This is a genomic window from Bradyrhizobium sp. Rc2d, assembly GCF_900099855.1.
Lineage (GTDB): Bacteria > Pseudomonadota > Alphaproteobacteria > Rhizobiales > Xanthobacteraceae > Bradyrhizobium.
Window position 1 is genome coordinate 34512 of sequence record NZ_FNCU01000027.1, and the last position, 15825, is coordinate 50336.

20 protein-coding genes are annotated in these 15825 nt (G+C 64.0%); 6 read left to right on the plus strand and 14 right to left on the minus strand.

What is annotated here, in order from left to right:
• Positions 1-9 precede the first annotated feature (9 nt).
• Positions 10-1500 carry an HWE histidine kinase domain-containing protein gene (locus tag BLV07_RS28225; RefSeq protein ID WP_091892485.1) on the plus strand — a complete coding sequence of 497 codons (1491 nt, stop codon included), beginning with the start codon at positions 10-12 and terminating at the stop codon, positions 1498-1500.
• Between the two features lie 88 nt (positions 1501-1588).
• Here the strand turns inward: BLV07_RS28225 and BLV07_RS28230 are convergent, their stop codons facing one another.
• Positions 1589-1810, minus strand: a complete 222-nt coding sequence (locus tag BLV07_RS28230) for a hypothetical protein (RefSeq protein ID WP_091892487.1) — start codon at positions 1808-1810, stop codon at positions 1589-1591.
• 140 nt (positions 1811-1950) lie between these two features.
• Here BLV07_RS28230 and BLV07_RS28235 point away from each other — a divergent pair, with 140 nt between their 5' ends.
• The gene (locus BLV07_RS28235) at positions 1951-2208 is read left to right on the plus strand and encodes a hypothetical protein (protein ID WP_091892489.1); all 258 of its coding nucleotides are present in this window, start codon (positions 1951-1953) and stop codon (positions 2206-2208) included.
• 94 nt (positions 2209-2302) lie between these two features.
• On the plus strand, positions 2303-2545 hold the full coding sequence (locus BLV07_RS28240; RefSeq protein WP_091892492.1) for a hypothetical protein: 243 nt from the start codon (positions 2303-2305) through the stop codon (positions 2543-2545).
• Positions 2546-2753: 208 nt separating this feature from the next.
• Here the strand turns inward: BLV07_RS28240 and BLV07_RS28245 are convergent, their stop codons facing one another.
• Genes BLV07_RS28245 through BLV07_RS28255 form a run of 3 tightly spaced genes read right to left on the minus strand, consistent with a single transcriptional unit; the run spans position 2754 to position 3441 of the window.
• Positions 2754-2957, minus strand: a complete 204-nt coding sequence (locus tag BLV07_RS28245; RefSeq protein WP_091892494.1) for a hypothetical protein — start codon at positions 2955-2957, stop codon at positions 2754-2756.
• Positions 2958-2991: 34 nt separating this feature from the next.
• Positions 2992-3201, minus strand: coding sequence for a hypothetical protein (locus tag BLV07_RS28250; protein ID WP_091892496.1), 210 nt, complete (start codon positions 3199-3201; stop codon positions 2992-2994).
• Between the two features lie 18 nt (positions 3202-3219).
• Positions 3220-3441 carry a hypothetical protein gene (locus BLV07_RS28255; RefSeq protein ID WP_091892498.1) on the minus strand — a complete coding sequence of 74 codons (222 nt, stop codon included), beginning with the start codon at positions 3439-3441 and terminating at the stop codon, positions 3220-3222.
• Positions 3442-3556: 115 nt separating this feature from the next.
• Between BLV07_RS28255 and BLV07_RS28260 the strand changes: the two genes are divergently transcribed.
• Complete coding sequence (locus tag BLV07_RS28260; protein WP_091892500.1) at positions 3557-3751, plus strand: DUF3072 domain-containing protein; 195 nt, start codon at positions 3557-3559, stop codon at positions 3749-3751.
• 88 nt (positions 3752-3839) lie between these two features.
• Positions 3840-4124, plus strand: a complete 285-nt coding sequence (locus tag BLV07_RS28265; RefSeq protein WP_091892503.1) for a DUF6496 domain-containing protein — start codon at positions 3840-3842, stop codon at positions 4122-4124.
• Positions 4125-4130: 6 nt separating this feature from the next.
• Here the strand turns inward: BLV07_RS28265 and BLV07_RS28270 are convergent, their stop codons facing one another.
• Together BLV07_RS28270 and BLV07_RS28275 are read right to left on the minus strand one after the other, a co-directional pair.
• Positions 4131-4493: a hypothetical protein gene (locus BLV07_RS28270; RefSeq protein WP_091892505.1), complete on the minus strand. Its 363-nt coding sequence runs from the start codon at positions 4491-4493 to the stop codon at positions 4131-4133.
• Positions 4494-4768: 275 nt separating this feature from the next.
• A complete protein-coding gene (locus BLV07_RS28275) occupies positions 4769-6313 on the minus strand; it encodes a Do family serine endopeptidase (protein WP_091892507.1) in 1545 nt (514 codons plus the stop codon).
• A 209-nt stretch (positions 6314-6522) separates the two neighbouring features.
• Here BLV07_RS28275 and BLV07_RS28280 point away from each other — a divergent pair, with 209 nt between their 5' ends.
• Positions 6523-7359 (plus strand): universal stress protein, encoded by an 837-nt coding sequence (locus tag BLV07_RS28280; protein ID WP_091892509.1) that lies wholly within the window; start codon positions 6523-6525, stop codon positions 7357-7359.
• A gap of 20 nt (positions 7360-7379) precedes the next feature.
• On the opposite strand, the gene BLV07_RS28285 is transcribed toward BLV07_RS28280, so the two are convergent.
• The 8 genes from BLV07_RS28285 to BLV07_RS28320 all read right to left on the minus strand — a co-directional run bounded on the left by BLV07_RS28285 (position 7380) and on the right by BLV07_RS28320 (position 15825).
• Entirely contained in the window at positions 7380-7592 is a 213-nt protein-coding gene (locus tag BLV07_RS28285) for a hypothetical protein (RefSeq protein WP_091892637.1), read from the minus strand.
• Positions 7593-8128: 536 nt separating this feature from the next.
• On the minus strand, positions 8129-8866 hold the full coding sequence (gene rpe / locus BLV07_RS28290; RefSeq protein WP_091892511.1) for a ribulose-phosphate 3-epimerase: 738 nt from the start codon (positions 8864-8866) through the stop codon (positions 8129-8131).
• Positions 8863-9795, minus strand: a complete 933-nt coding sequence (cbbX, locus tag BLV07_RS28295) for a CbbX protein (RefSeq protein ID WP_164934624.1) — start codon at positions 9793-9795, stop codon at positions 8863-8865. The genes rpe and cbbX overlap by 4 nt, the downstream gene beginning before the upstream one ends.
• Before the next feature lie 98 nt (positions 9796-9893).
• Positions 9894-10301 carry a ribulose bisphosphate carboxylase small subunit gene (locus BLV07_RS28300; protein ID WP_091892515.1) on the minus strand — a complete coding sequence of 136 codons (408 nt, stop codon included), beginning with the start codon at positions 10299-10301 and terminating at the stop codon, positions 9894-9896.
• A gap of 10 nt (positions 10302-10311) precedes the next feature.
• A complete protein-coding gene (locus BLV07_RS28305; RefSeq protein ID WP_091892517.1) occupies positions 10312-11772 on the minus strand; it encodes a form I ribulose bisphosphate carboxylase large subunit in 1461 nt (486 codons plus the stop codon).
• 29 nt (positions 11773-11801) lie between these two features.
• Complete coding sequence (fba, locus tag BLV07_RS28310; protein WP_091892520.1) at positions 11802-12887, minus strand: class II fructose-bisphosphate aldolase; 1086 nt, start codon at positions 12885-12887, stop codon at positions 11802-11804.
• 12 nt (positions 12888-12899) lie between these two features.
• Positions 12900-14918 (minus strand): transketolase, encoded by a 2019-nt coding sequence (gene tkt / locus BLV07_RS28315; protein WP_091892523.1) that lies wholly within the window; start codon positions 14916-14918, stop codon positions 12900-12902.
• 31 nt (positions 14919-14949) lie between these two features.
• On the minus strand, positions 14950-15825 hold the full coding sequence (locus tag BLV07_RS28320; protein ID WP_091892525.1) for a phosphoribulokinase: 876 nt from the start codon (positions 15823-15825) through the stop codon (positions 14950-14952).

Here is a 15825-nt window from a genome sequence, read left to right on the forward strand (position 1 = left end):
GATCCGCGAATGGACCAAGAGAAGGTCAACATCCTGCTCGTCGACGACCAGCCAGCCAAGCTGCTGGCCTATGAGGTGATCCTGAAGGATCTCGGCGAGAACCTCGTGATCGCCTCGTCTGGACGCGAAGCGCTGGAGGTTCTGCTCAAGACCGAGATCGCGGTCATCCTGGTCGACGTCTGCATGCCCGAGCTCGACGGCTTCGAGCTCGCCGCGATGATCCGCGAGCATCCGCGCTTCCAGAAGACCGCAATGATCTTCATCTCGGCCATTCAGGTGAGCGATATCGACCGGTTGCGCGGCTACGAGATGGGCGCAGTCGACTACGTTCCGGTGCCCGTCGTGCCGGAGGTGCTGCGCGCCAAGATCAAGGTGTTCTCCGAACTCTATCGCAAGACCCGCGAGCTCGAACGACTGAACCAGGAGCTCGAGGACCGCGTCCGCGCACGCACCGCCGAGCTGGAAAACTCCACCGCCAAGCTTCGCGAAAGCGAGCAGCGGCGCAGCATGGCGATCGCCGCCGGCAAGATGGGCTCCTGGGATTGGGACTGGATCACCGGCGACTGGATGTGGGACGAGGGGCAGTATCGCATCTTTGGGGTCAGCCCGGAGAGCTTCGAGGTCAACCCGGCCAACGTTCAGGCGCTGTTGCATCCCGATGATGTCGATCAGTTGCGCAAGGCGATCGCCGAGTTCAACAAGGGCGCGCGCGCCTACGAAACGGAATTCCGCATCGTGCGGCCCGACGGTGATGTGCGCTGGTGCGTCGGCACCGCGGCGGCAACGGTCGACGAGAGTGGTCGCGTGGTTCGTGTCAGCGGCGTCACCGTCGACATCACCGAACGCAAGCGTGCCGAGGAGCGGCAGAATCTCCTCGCGCGGGAAGTCGATCATCGCGCCAAGAATGCGCTGGCGCTGGCGCAATCGATCGTGCGCCTCACCCGCGCCGACGAGGTCAAGGCCTATGTCAATGCCGTCGAGGGGCGCATCAATGCGCTCGCGCGCGTCCACACCATCCTGTCGCTGTCGAGCTGGCAGGGCGCCGAACTCTCCAAGCTGATCGACGAGGAGCTTGCGCCCTATTCGCTAGGCGGCCAGATCAAGCTTGCCGGGCCCGAGGTTCAGTTGCTGCCGGCGACCGCCCAGACGCTGGCGCTGGCGCTGCACGAGCTCTTCACCAATTCGGCCAAGTATGGCGCACTGTCGACGCGATCCGGTCGGCTCATGATCGGTTGGCAGACCGAGGACGACCGCCTCACACTGACCTGGGAGGAATCCGGCGGCCCGCTGGTCAGGACGCCGAAATCCCGCGGCTTCGGCACGCGGAGTCTGCTTGCAAGCATCGAGTCCCAGCTTGGCGGACAGGCGCAATTCGATTGGCGCGCCGAGGGCTTGTTGTGCCGCCTGCAGGTGCCGTTGACACGCAAGCCGGTGGCGACGACGGCACCCGGCAAATTCGATGCCGCCGCCGCGGCCGAATTGCAGCGCGCATCCGGTTAGAGCGTTCTCCAGCGAAGTGGTGACCGGTTCGCGTCAAGAAAACGCGTCAAGCGAAGAATCGAGAGCTACCGCAATCGGAACGGAAGCTCTAGCCGGACGCCGCGCTCGTCATGCGCTGCTCCGTCCGTGGATCGCGCGCGACGCGTCCTTCGAGCCAAGCCTCCGTTCGAGCGAGATCGCGTAGCGCCTTCGCATAGCGGCGAGCCGCGCTTCGTTCCGCGCCACGCGGGAGCTTACGCGCCTTGCGCAGGATGTCCGCGGCCGCGTTGCGATAGGCCAGCGAGCGGTACAGAAAGACTACCTTGCCCATATCGATATTCCCGTGTTGATGCCGCTCATCTTCGCAAGCCGGGCATGAACGTCGGATGAAGCTGGCGATGACAATTCCTTCATCCTGATGGAACCAATGACGATCGCGCGCGTTTGCCTGCCAGATCGGGACATAGTTCCATGCGCGCGAAAAAGTCGTCGAACCTGATCTCTCCCACCGGCCTTATCAAGCTGATGACACATGCGATGATGGGGGCAGCCCTCGGCCTCGCCTTCAGCCTCGCACTCATTCTGACCAATCCAGCCGTCGCCAACCTGCTGAGCCATGGCGGAAGCCAAGCCGCTATTGTCTTCGCTCTCACGCTGGTGACGACCTTCGCGATCGGCGCGACGCTCACTGGCATCGTGTTCATCCTCGAAGAGAACAAGCAATCTTGAAGCGTGCGCGACGCGTGGAGAAGCTTTGTTGGGAACTCCTGCGAGGAACGGCCGTTGGCCGCCTGCGTCAATTTAACCCAGGGAGTTCCCCCATATGAAGACAGTCAAGCTCGTCCTCACCGCAATGTTGGCAACGGGCCTCGCCGCCGCGCCGTTCGCCGCGCAGGCGAAGTCGCACAAGGCCAAACATGGATCCTCGATGTCATCGTCGCAGACCACGGGCGCGAATACCAAGTCCTCCAAGGGTGCCGATCCCTCCGGTCAGGGCGGCTCTGGCCCCGGCTCCGACCAGGGCGGCACGATGACGAACAAGGGCGGCATGAGCAACACCAAGTGAGCTCTGCCCATAAGGTGAGAGTCCCGCGTTCAGCGCGGGGCTCTTCACTCGAGGACGACGACGATTCATCCTGTCCCCGTCGCGCTCCAAAGCGCGATGAGATTTGGATGAATCGTCATTGCGCTTTAGGTTATTGTTTGAGCATTATCTTATCGGAAAACCGCTGCACACTTTGCGCTAACCCGGCTCTTCGGGTCCGGATCATGCTCTAGCGCCACATCGTCGGCACGCCGACCAGCGCATCGCGACCGTCCTGCTTCAACTCCTCCAGGGAATAGCGATCGGCGCGCAAGGCCTCGCGCAGTTTCGCGGCAATGCGGCGGCGGGTCACCACGTCGGATGAGGGAACGTTGACGCAGACCTCGTTCAGCACTGCCCGCAGCAAGGCGGCCAGTTCGGCGTCCGATGGCATCGACAATCTCCAGCATGTCGCTTGCGCGCACGCCTTAGCTGCGTCGGATGTCAGTGATGTTGAGACAGCTTGCCGCGGAATTCGTCTTAACGAGATGCTCGAGCTGCGCCCGCTTGCGCGCGATCAGGAGTTGGGTCGCAGCGTCGTCGAGGCCCTCGCGCTGCAATTGCCGGATGGCGGAGCCCAGTTCGAGAATCTCGGCGCGCAATTTCAGGATCCGGTAGTTGTCCGGGTCTTCCTCCACCGCGCGGCCCCCAATGTCTCAGCGACGGGCCAACACGCGCGCCGGCTTGTCGACATTCTTCAAGGAGCGAAGACGCATCCGGTCGCGGACGTCGGGCAGGACATCGCCGCCCCCGGCCGACTTCCATTCGTCGATGAGCAGGTTGATCTTCCGGCGCAGATTGATCTGCGCCAGAGCTTGTTCGCTGCAGTCGCAATCGCCGTTGACGAGAGCGCGCACAGACGCCTCGACATCGACCATTTCCAGCCTCAAAGCGCTGATTTTACGCCGAATTTCATTAATTCTGTTGTCCATGGCTTGTTAGAACAAAATAAGAACATATAGTCAAGCCAGATTTCAAGGACGGAGGAGCGACATGCAGATCCAGGCCAAATACGACGCCAGGGTTTTCCTTGGCGAGCAGATGACACGGGCGCAGGGATTGAGATTGAAGCGGCTGAGCGAAGAGGCCTATCAGCCGGCACAATATGCGCGAGATCTGTCCTCTGCCGAGGCTGCGCGGCGCATTCAGGTGCTGGAGGCGGAGATCGAGCTGGCGAATTCGTTCTGAGCTGCCTTCACCGCCCGGAACATTGCAGGCGTGCTGTCGGAACCATGCCAGTGTCGAATGGTTCTCCCTCCGCCAAGGGAGAACAGGCATGGCACGCAAGGCAAAGAAGCGCCGCTACTCACGCAGCTCCGGCAGCGATGTCGAAAGCGAGATGCGGCGCTACAAGAAAGGTACCGCGAAGAGCGGACGTGGCGGTCGCGGCGGACGCGTGAAGAGCCGCAAGCAGGCGATCGCGATCGGGCTGTCGAAGGCCCGCAAGAAGGGCAAGAAGGTCCCGAAGAAGGCCTCCAAGCGGAAGACGTCCAAGAAGAAGGCGTCCAGGAAATCTTCCAAGAAATCGTCGAAGCGCAAATCCAGCAAGCGATCGCGCTGACCTCAATCAGATCATGCTGCCCGGCATGAAGCAGCGGATCGAAATCCCGAACGCAGTCTTCACCGGCCACACCATGGTGCGGCCGGTGCGGTTCGGCTCGGTGATCACGGCTTCATCCGGCACCTCGACCCATTGCCCGTCCAACCGAACACGATAGTGCCCGTTGTGCGATTCCCAATCGGGATCGGAGACAGCAAAGCCATCCGCATCCGAGCAGCACGGACCGAGGTGGCTGCGCAGACTGTCGAACCATGGCTTCAGGGGCGAGTTCGCATAGCGGCCATCGTCGCGCCCGAAGGCGTTTCCAGCCGGCAGCACGAACAACGCCACGAGCAGCGTACTCATCAGCGAGAGCTTCAATCGATCCATGTCGGCACCGATCAATGTGAACCAGCGGCCAGTTCCACAAAGCGGCCGGAGGTTCGAAGGTTCCACGCTCGCGAGCCCACTCCGCGGCTGCGTTGCCGCCGAGCAGATGCCCGACCAGAAAGTGTGATGGCCGAACACGGCTTTTTCGGACGAACCGGGTCACCCTCCCTGCCGTTAACGAGAATGTTATCGGCGACTTGTGGGAATCTTGGGTGGCGAATGCGAAAGGCGGCCCGAGGGGCCGCCTTTTTGAATTGTACCGATCGAGGTTCGCCTTACGCGAGTGGCACCGCGACGAACCGGATGGCATCCGCGCTTCTGATCTGCAACAGCACGCTGCGCTTGCCTGACGATTTGGCCTGCGCCAGCTCAGAGCGCACCTCGCCGACATTGCTGACAGCCTTGCCGCCGACATTGAGGATGACGTCACCGGTCTTGATGCCGCGCTGCGCGGCCGGCCCTTCCGGATCAACCTCGGTGACGACGACACCCTTCTGGCCGGCGCCCTGCACATCGCCGGCCGGAGCCAGACCGAGCCCGAGGCGCGGCGTGCCGGCGCCCGGCTGCACCTTGCCGTCATAAGCCTTGCCCTGAGCCTGCCGTTCGTTCGGCAGTTCGCCGAGCGCCAGCGTCACCGTCTTGCTCTCGCCGTTGTGGAAGACGTCGAGCTTGACTGAGCTGCCGGGCGCCAGGGTGGCGATGGTGCGGGCGAGATCGCGGGAATCCTTGACCGCCGTGCCGTTGACGGCGGTGATGACGTCGCCCGCCTCGATGCCGGCCTTCGCCGCCGGGCTGTCGGGTTGCGGATTGTCGACGATCGCGCCGCGCGCCTGCTTCAGGCCGAGGCTGTCGGCAATATCCGACGTCACCGGCTGCACCTGCACGCCGAGCCAGCCGCGGGTGACCACGCCCTTGTCCTTCAACTGCGCCACCACCAGTTTTGCGGTCGTGGCCGGAATGTCGAAGCCGATGCCGACCGAACCGCCGGAGGGCGAGAAGATCGCGGTGTTCACGCCGATCACGTTGCCGTTCATGTCGAAAGCGGGACCGCCGGAATTGCCTTTGTTGATCGGCGCGTCGATCTGGATGAAATCGTCATAAGGACCATTGCCGATGTCACGGCCGCTGGCCGAGACGATGCCGGCGGTGACGGTGCCGCCGAGCCCGAAGGGATTGCCGACCGCGACCACCCAATCGCCGATGCGCGGCTTCTGGTCGGAGAATTTGACGAACGGAAAATCCTTTTTGCCGTCGATCTTGATCAGCGCGAGATCGGTTTTCGGATCGGTGCCGACGACCTTCGCTGTGTAGGTCGTGCCGTCATCCATGGTCACCTGCACGGACTCGGCGTGATCGACGACGTGGTTGTTGGTCACGGCATAGCCGTCGGCGGAGATGAAGAAGCCCGAGCCTTCACCCGTGATCATCTGGTGGCGCTGACGCGGCATGCCGTTCATGCCACCATCCGGGAAGCGGAAGCCGAACTGCCGCGAGAACTGGTCGAACGGCGAGTCTTCGTCCGAATCCATCCGATTATGTTGCAGCATCGCGCTCTTGTCGCTGTCCTGGTCGATTCTGACCCGCACCGAGATGACGGCGGGTTTGACCTTGGCCACGAGATCGCCAAAGCCCGGCGGGGTCGCAGCCGTTTCCGCGGCCTGGGCCGGCGCGACGAAGGAGGTCAGGCCGAATGGCGAAGCACCGGGAGCAGCCGCCAGCACGGCCGCGCCAAGCGCGGCTGCGGTGCCGAGCAGCGCGAGCCTGCGCGGCCTCAAGATCTTGCGGGACGTGGGGGTGTCGGAATTGACGCGATCGTTCATGTCGAAATGTCCATGTTGAGCAGGTGTCGCCTTGCGCGTAACATGGGCGTTGCCACCTTACGGCGTCCCGTCCAGGCGATTAAATCTTGGCAAAGGATTGGGACCGGGCACCGCGGCAAGTTCGTCGCTGCACATTTGATGCAGCTCAACGCAGGTCCTTCGTGCAGTGAAAAACTGCGTCACCGGATGATGTTCATCGGAGGCGCGCCATGTACAAAGACATTCTCGTCCACATCCCGACCGAGCGTCCGATACGTCCCGCGATCGATGGCTCGATCTCGCTCGCGGCACACCTCAACGCCCATCTCGACGCAGTCGCGGTCGGCTATATCGCAACCAGTGCGGCTTCCGTCATGGAGGGTGGCGCCGCCGTGGCGGCCGTATTCGAGCTGGAACGCGAGCGCGCGATGGAGCGGGCCGAGGCCGCGCTCGCAATATTCAGGAGCGAAGCGGTGAACGCGGGCATCTCCTACGCCTGCCACCCGCTCGGCGCGATCCCGATGGACGGAGCTGGCACGCTCGGCGAGATGGCGCGACTGCACGACCTCAGCATCGTGCTCCAGCCCGATCCGACGCAAGGCTCGTTCGACAACGACATGCCTGGCGAGATCCTGTTCCAGGCGGGCGGCCCGGTGCTGTTCCTGCCGTACACCTTCCGCGGGACCTTCAAGGCGAACCGGATCGGCATCTGCTGGGACGGCAGCCCCCTCGCTGCCCGCGCAATGCGCGACGCAGCCCCGTTCCTGGCCCGCGCCGAGGCAATCGTGATCATCACGATCAACGAAGCCGATGTAGCCTGCGGCGAAGCTTCAGCGACCAATCTGGCAAGACATCTCGGCCGACGCGGGCTCTCGACCCGCACGGTCGGCCTGTCGGCCACGCGCGCCGACATCCAGCCCACGATCCTGTCTCTGGCGGCGGATGAGAGCCTCGATCTCCTGGTAATGGGCGGCTACGGCCATTCGCGGTTGCAGGAGCGTTTTCTCGGCGGCGTCACCCGCGCCATGCTGGAGGCCATGACGGTTCCGACGCTGATGTCGCACTGAGCCGAGCCGGCCCGCCGCCGCTACGCCGCGGCAGGTGTCTTCAATGCGACGGCTTCAGCGACGTCCTCGCCGCCTTGTGCATTGCACGCATCGAAATGCGCCTTGAGCTCGACTTCCGCGAGATATTCGAAATGTTCGGCCTGGCCGAGGAGCTCCCAGTTCTGGAGCGGCCGGTAAGCGGCCTGCTGACGACAGAGGGACGCCAGCGCCCGGTAGCGACGTACGTTCTCCATGAGACCCTCCCTCGCATTCACAGGGCTTATTGCCCCGATTTGCGTCAGGCCGATGGCGGTCATGCAAAAGTTTTGCTGCGCCCGCCGCGGCGCCGACTTCGGCTAGTTCTAGCAAATGCCCAAGGAAGCCAAAGTTCCAGTCGACGCGGACTCTCGCTCTGAATTCCCGCCGCCCCCATCAAGGGCTAGGCATAGAGGCGGCGCTCGACGGTCACGCCGACGAGATCGAGATAGCGCTCCTCACGGCTGCCGAATTAGAGCACGAGCTGAGCGGGCCCGAGCAGTGGATCAGCTCCGCGCCAGCCATGGGCAGTATTCCAATGGAGATATTGAATGTGCATCTACGCCCTTCTGCAGTTATTAAACCACAGATTGTAGCGCGGCGCATTAATCGAACGCGTGCTTCGGCGCCCTTGGTTACCCCGGCATGAAGGGTGTTGCCGATTCGCGCTGGATTCTCCGTAGAACCCCGGAAAAATGCGCGCTATGAAGCGATCGATACCTCGGCGCAATCGCCTGGTGATGCTCTCCGTAGTCTACCGGATGCGCGCACTTTCTCCGACGCGCAGCGGCCGCGCGGCATTATCTTTCTTCTTTGGAACCTGGCCGGCCTCGGCGGCGGTGCGAATGGCCGCAATATTGGCGGCGTATTCGGCGGCGCTCTTGCCGCGAAACACGGCGGACCCCGCCACAAGCGTATCGGCGCCCGCGGCAGCCACGGCAGCGGCATTGTCGCGCGTGATACCGCCATCGACCTCGAGCCGGATCGGCCGGTCGCCGATCATGGCCTTGATCCGTGCGATCTTCGCCAGCTGGGAGTCGAGGAAGGACTGGCCGCCGAAGCCGGGATTGACCGTCATCACCAGCACGAGGTCGAGACGATCGAGCACATACTCGATCGCGCTCTCCGGGGTCGCGGGACACAGGCTAACGCCGGCTTTCCTGCCGAGCGCGCGGATCGCCTGAAGCGAACGATCGAGATGCGGGCCGGCTTCGGCGTGCACGGTGATGACGTCCGCACCGGCCTTCGCGAACGCGTCGAGGTAAGGATCAGCAGGCGCGATCATGAGATGCACGTCGAAGACTTTCTTCGTCAGCGGCCGGATTGCCTTGATGACGTCCGCGCCAAAGCTGATGTTCGGCACGAAGTGTCCGTCCATGACGTCGCAATGGATCCAGTCGGCCCCGGCCGTATCGATCGCCGCGATCTCTTCGCCGAGGCGCGCGAAATCCGCGGCCAGGATCGAAGGAGCAATGATCATCTCTCTCGTCATGATTTTGCACTCCGCGAGTCGGCGCCGCCGCTGAAGACGCGGCTCGCCAGGACGTCCATGGGATCGATGGTTTCGAGGTCGGCGACGTCGAGCATGCGATCGAGATCGGACACCAGGCGATCGGCCTGCCGCAGGCGAATGCGGTCGACGGCGTTGCGGATCGAGCGCGCATTGGAGAAGAACGGCTGGGTTCGGCGCAGCGCGATGTATTTTTCGAACGCCTCGCGCGCCGCTGCCGAAAAGCGATAGCCGCGCTCCTTCAGCATCAGCTCGGCGATGACGAGCAGCTCGGCTTCGGCATAGTCCGGAAATTCGATGTGGTGCGCGATGCGCGAACGGAAGCCGGGATTGGAGGCGAAGAAGCTCGTCATCCGCTCGCCATAGCCCGCGAGGATCACGACCAGATCTTCGCGCTGGTTCTCCATCACCTGGAGCAGAATCTCGATCGCCTCCTGGCCGTAGTCGCGCTCGTTGTCGGGCCGGTGCAGATAATAGGCCTCGTCGATGAACAGCACGCCGCCCATCGCCTTCTTCAATATCTCCTTGGTCTTCGGGGCGGTATGGCCGATATACTGGCCGACGAGATCGTCGCGCGTGACCGAAATCACCTGCCCTCGCCGCACGAAGCCGAGGCCGTGCAGGATCTTGGCCATGCGCAGCGCCACCGTGGTCTTGCCGGTGCCGGGGTTGCCGGTGAACGACATGTGCAGCGTCGGCGGCGCGGAGGCCAATCCCGCGCGCTGCCGAATGCGTTCGATCAACAGCAGCGAGGCGATCTGGCGCACGCGGTTCTTCACCGGCTTCAATCCGACCAGTTCCTGCTCAAGCTGTTGCAGCGTGTCGGTGATCCCGGCCGCTTCGGCCTCCTTGCGGAGATCGAAACTGGTCTCGCTGTGTTCAGTCGTCGTTGCGTGGGGCACATCGAGCATCGGCACCTCGAAGAAAAGGGCTTCGCCGCGGGGGAGCGGCGAAGCAGTGGTCCGCCAAGGATGCGGAGCAGGGAGAGCTCCGCGCGGAAGCGGATGCCTTAAGTTGACGCGTGCGCGGCCGGTCGGCGCACGGTGGTGTAACGGATTGCGCGGCCGCCCACCTCCTGCCGCACCAGCTCGAGCTCCGCTTCCTGCTTCGGCCGGTTGACGAGGAAGGAGATGCGCACCGATTCCCAGCCATGGCTGGAATCGAAGCCGCTGATGCGGATGTAGCGGTCGCCATACACCCTGCGGCACTCGGCGAGCTCCATCATCACACCGGCGGCATCCTGGAGATCGAACATCGGCAGGCCCCACATCTCCCAATAAGTGTTGCGGGGATGCGGATCGTCGGTGAACTCGATGTTCACCGCCCAGCCTTTGGCGAGGCAGTACTGCACCTGGCTGTAGATCTGGTCATCGGTCAGATCAGGCAGGTATGAGAAGCAGCCCTGGGTCAGTTTCATGTGAATCTCCTCAAACGGTTTCCAGCGCCGTCGGCACGAAGTCCGGCGTGTCGGTGGATTGATAGTTGAAGGTGACGTCCTTCCAGACTTCGAGCGCGGCCTTCAGCGGCGTGCAGGTCTCGGCCGCCTTGGCGAGGATCTCCGGACCTTCGTGGACGTAGTCGCGGCCCTCGTTGCGGGCGAGGATCATTGCTTCCAGCGCCACGCGATTGGCGGTCGCGCCGGCCGCAATGCCCATGGGATGGCCGATGGTGCCGCCGCCGAATTGCAGCACGACGTCTTCACCCAAGAGGTCGAGCAGCTGGTGCATCTGCCCGGCATGGATGCCGCCGGAGGCGACCGGCATCATCTTGTTCAGGCTCGCCCAGGACTGGTCGAAGAACAGCCCGTGCTCGAGCTTGGTCGGATTGAAGTCCTCGCGGCAGACGTCGTAGTAGCCGCGCGTGGTGTTGGGGTCGCCTTCGAGCTTGCCGACCACCGTGCCGGCATGGATGTGGTCGACACCGGCAAGCCGCATCCATTTGGCGATGACGCGGAACGACACGCCGTGGCTCTTCTGCCGCGTATAGGTCGAGTGGCCGGCGCGATGCAGATGCAGGATCATGTCGTTGCGCCGCGCCCACTTCGCCATCGACTGAATCGCGGTGTAGCCGATCACGAGGTCGATCATGACGACGCACGATCCGAGCTCTTTGGCGAACTCGGCGCGCTCGTACATGTCCTCCATCGTGCCCGCGGTGATGTTCAGGTAGGTACCTTTGACCTCGCCCGAGGCTGCCTGCGCGCGGTTGACGCCCTCCATGCAATAGAGGAAGCGATCACGCCAATGCATGAAGGGCTGCGAGTTGATGTTCTCGTCGTCCTTGGTGAAGTCGAGTCCGCCCTTCAGCGCCTCGTAGACCACGCGGCCGTAGTTGCGCCCCGAAAGACCGAGCTTGGGCTTGATGGTCGCACCCAGCAAAGGGCGGCCGAACTTGTCGAGCCGTTCACGCTCGACCACGATGCCGGTCGCCGGTCCCTGGAACGTTTTCACATAGGCGACCGGAAAGCGCATGTCTTCCAGACGCAGCGCCTTGAGCGGCTTGAAGCCGAACACGTTGCCGATGATCGAGGCCGAGAGGTTGGCGATCGAGCCCGGCTCGAACAGATCGAGGTCATAGGCGATGTAGGCGAAGTAGGAGCCCGGCGAGCCCGGGACCGGATCGACGCGATAGCACTTGGCGCGGTATTTCTCCGCGGCGGTTAACCGATCGGTCCACACCACGGTCCAGGTCGCGGTTGAGGATTCACCGGCGACCGCAGCCGACGCCTCGATCGGGTCGACCCCGTCCTGCGGCGTGACGCGAAACAGCGCGATAACGTCGGTGTCCTTTGGCGTGTAATCGGGCTCCCAATAGCCCATACGCTTATATTCCATCACGCCCGAGCGATATCGTTCCTTGCCGCGAACGGTTCCTGCGTGTGCGTTCATGACTCTCTCCTGCTCTTCTCTCTGAATGACTAGGCAGCGACCGGTTCGCGGGCGTCGATGCGCGGATCAAGTTCGCCGGCGCGATAGCGCCGCGCCATCTCGCTCATCGGGACGACCTTGATCTTACTGGCGTGGCCTGCCGTCCCGAACTGCTCGAAGCGCTCGCGGCAAAGCTCGCGCATCGCATCCATCGCCGGCTTGAGGAACTTTCGTGGATCGAACTCGGAGCGCGCTTGCGCGGCGACCTTGCGGAATACCGCAGTCATCGCAAGACGGCAGTCAGTGTCGATATTGACCTTGCGCACGCCGCTTCGGATGCCGCGCACGATCTCCTCGACCGGCACGCCCCAGGTCTGCGGCATCTCGCCGCCGAACTGGTTGAACATGTCCTGCAGCGGCTGCGGCACCGAGGACGAACCGTGCATGACGAGATGCGTGTTCGGCAGCCGGCGATGGATCTCCTCGACCACCCGCATCGCCAGGATGTCGCCATCCGGCTTGCGGCTGAATTTATAGGCGCCGTGCGAGGTGCCCATCGCGATCGCCAGCGCATCGACCTTCGTCGCGCGGACAAAATCGACGGCCTGGTCCGGATCGGTCAGCAGCTGATCGTGGCTGACCTTGCCCTCGACGCCGTGACCATCCTCCTGCTCGCCGCCGCCGTGCTCGAGCGAGCCGAGCACGCCGAGCTCGCCTTCGACGGATGCGCCGACCCAATGGGCGAGGTCGACGACACGGCGGGTGATCGCGACATTGTAGTCATAATCGGCCGCCGTCTTGGCGTCGGCCTTGAGCGAGCCATCCATCATCACCGACGTGAAGCCATGGGCTATGGCAGAGGCGCAGGTCGCCTCGTCATTGCCGTGGTCCTGGTGCATGCAGAGCGGGATGTCGGGATAGGTCCGCTCCAGCGCATCGATCATGTGCGAGAGCATGAGATCGCCGGCATAGCTGCGCGCGCCGCGCGAGGCCTGCATGATGACCGGCGCATCGACCTCGGCCGCCGCCTGCATGATCGCGATGCCCTGCTCCATGTTGTTGATGTTGAACGCCGGCACCGCGTAGCCGTGGCTGGCGGCGTGATCGAGCAATTGGCGAAGGGTGATACGAGCCACGATTGATCCTCCTTATTGTTTCTTGCGGGCGATCGCCCGCCAGGCGGCTTCCGCAATGCTTTGCGGTGTGATGCCGAACTCGCGGTACAGCACGGGCGCCGGCGCCGAGGCGCCGAAGCCGCGCATGCCGACGAACTCGCCCTCGGTGCCGATCCAGCGCGGCCAGTCGCCCGCTACGGCCGCCTCGATGCCGACACGCGGTGCAGTACCGAGCACCGTGGCGCGGTAGTCGTCTGGCTGTTCCTCGAAGAGGGCGAAGCAGGGTGCAGAGACGACTGCTGCGCGGATGTGCTCGGTCGCGAGCAGGCGGGCCGCCTCCAGCGCGATCGACACTTCCGAGCCGGTCGCGATCAGCGTCACGTCGCGGCCGCCGTCAGGGGAGACGACGAGATAGGCGCCGCGCGCGACACGATTTCTGCCGCGGACATCGCTGCGGAAGGTCGGCAAGGCCTGACGCGACAAGCACAACACGGACGGACGGCTCTCCGAGGTGAGTGCGCAATCCCAGGCTTCCAGCGTCTCCACCGCATCGGCGGGGCGGAACACCAGAAGGTTCGGAATCACCCGCAGTGCGGCGACATGCTCGACCGGCTGGTGCGTCGGGCCGTCCTCGCCGAGACCGATGGAGTCGTGGGTCATCACATGGATCACGCGCAGCCGCATCAAGGCCGCAAGGCGAATCGCCGGCCGGCTGTAGTCGGAGAAGGCGAGGAAGGTGCCGCCATAGGGGATGAAGCCACCATGCAGCGCGAGGCCATTCATCGCGGCAGCCATGCCGTGCTCGCGAATGCCGTAGTGGATGTAGTCGCCGGCGAACGCCCCGCGCGTGACGGGAGCCTGCACCTTGGCATGCGTGAGGTTCGAATGCGTGAGGTCCGCGGAGCCGCCGACCAGGCCCGGAATCGCCCCGGCGATGCCGTCGAGCACCTGTTGCGAGGCCTGGCGCGTTGCGATCTTGGGACGCTCGCTGGCGAAGCGCTCGCGCAACTTCGCCGCAGCCAGCGCATAGGCGCCCGGCAAGGCGACGGCCTTACCCTCGACGAACAGGTCGCGCTGCTCGGGCGTCGCACGTTCATAACGATCGAGCCAGGCGAGACGGGCGACCTGCCCGCGCTGTCCGATCATCCGCCACGCCTTCGAGATCGGGAGCGGCACCACGAAAGGCTGATAGTCCCAGCCCAGCGTCCGGCGCGCGGCCGCGGTCTGCTCAGTGCCGAGCGGCGCACCATGCGCCTTCTCGGTGCCCTGTCTATCAGGCGCGCCATAGCCGATGATGGTGCGGCAGGCGATCAGCGACGGTTTTGTCGTCTCACGCTCCTCCGCGATCGCCTGTGCAATGGCTTCGGGATCGTGTCCATCGACACGGCGCACCGACCAGCCGGAGGCGGCGAAGCGCGCGAGCTGGTCATCGGAGGTCGCGAGCGAGGTCGGCCCGTCGATAGAAATGCCGTTGTCGTCGAACAGCACGATCAGACGCGCGAGCTGGAGATGACCGGCGAGCGAGATCGCCTCCTGGCTGATACCCTCCATCAGGCAGCCGTCGCCGGCGATCACATAGGTGAAGTGATCGACGAGGCCGTCGCCATGCCGCGCATTGGCCATGCGTTCGGCGAGCGCCATGCCGACCGCCGTCGCAATCCCCTGCCCCAGCGGTCCAGTCGTGGTCTCGACGCCCGGCGTGTGGCCGTATTCCGGATGTCCCGGCGTCTTGGAGCCCCATTGCCGGAACGCCTTGATGTCGTCGAGGCTGACATCGCCGCCGGTCAGATGCAGCAGCGCATAGAGCAGCATCGAGCCGTGGCCCGCCGACAGCACGAAGCGGTCGCGGTCGGGCCAGTTGGGATGGGCCGAGTCGAATTTGAGGAAGCGCGAGAACAGCACGGTCGCGACGTCGGCCATGCCCATGGGCAGGCCGGGATGGCCGGACTGCGAGGTCTCGATGGCGTCCACCGCGAGGAAGCGGACCGCGTTGGCGAGATCGTTGTGCGTGACCGCCGTAAGGTCGGCTTCGGCATGAACCGAGATATTCATCGGATCCTCCCGTTGTTGTCGTTGCTGTGCATCACTTCAGGCTTCGCTTGCGCTCGATCAGCTGCATGATCAGCGGCGTCAGGATCAGTTGCATCGCGAGATCGAGCTTGGCGCCGGGGCAGACGATCGAATTGGCGCGCGACATCCAGCTTTGCGGCAGCATCGAGAGCAGATAGGGGAAGTCGATGCCGCGTGGATTCTTGAAGCGGATCACGACCATCGATTCGTCCGGCGTCGGGATCCAGCGCGCGATGAACGGATTGGAGGTGTCCACTGTCGGCACGCGCTGGAAGTTGATGTCGGTCTCGGTGAATTGCGGGCAGATGTAGTGGATGTAGTCGGGCATCCGCCGCAGGATGGTGTCGGTGACGGCCTCGGTCGAATAGCCGCGCGCGCTGCGATCACGGTGCAGCTTCTGGATCCATTCGAGATTGATGACAGGCACGACGCCGATCTTGAGGTCGGCATAGCGCGCGACGTTGACCTTGTCGGTCACGACGGCGCCGTGCAGGCCCTCGTAGAACAGCAGGTCCGAATTCTCCGGCAGCCGCTTCCACTCGGTGAAGGTGCCGGGAGGCACGCCATGCAGCGCGGATTCCTCGGCGTCGTGGACGTAGTGACGCGTCGTCGCGGTGCCGGTCTCGCCATAGTCGCGGAACGCGCGCTCCAGCTCCTCGAACAGGTTGGTCTCGGGGCTGAAATGGCTGAAGTGCTTGTTGCCGCGCTCGGCCTCCTTCGCCATCTGCGCGCGCATCTCGGCGCGGTCGTAGCGATGGAACGCGTCGCCCTCGATGTAGACGGCGTTGACCTTCTCGCGGAAGAATATCTGCTCGAAGGTCTTCTTGACCGAGGTGGTGCCGGCGCCGGAGGAGCCGGTGATGGAGATGATCGGATGCTTCCTGGACAT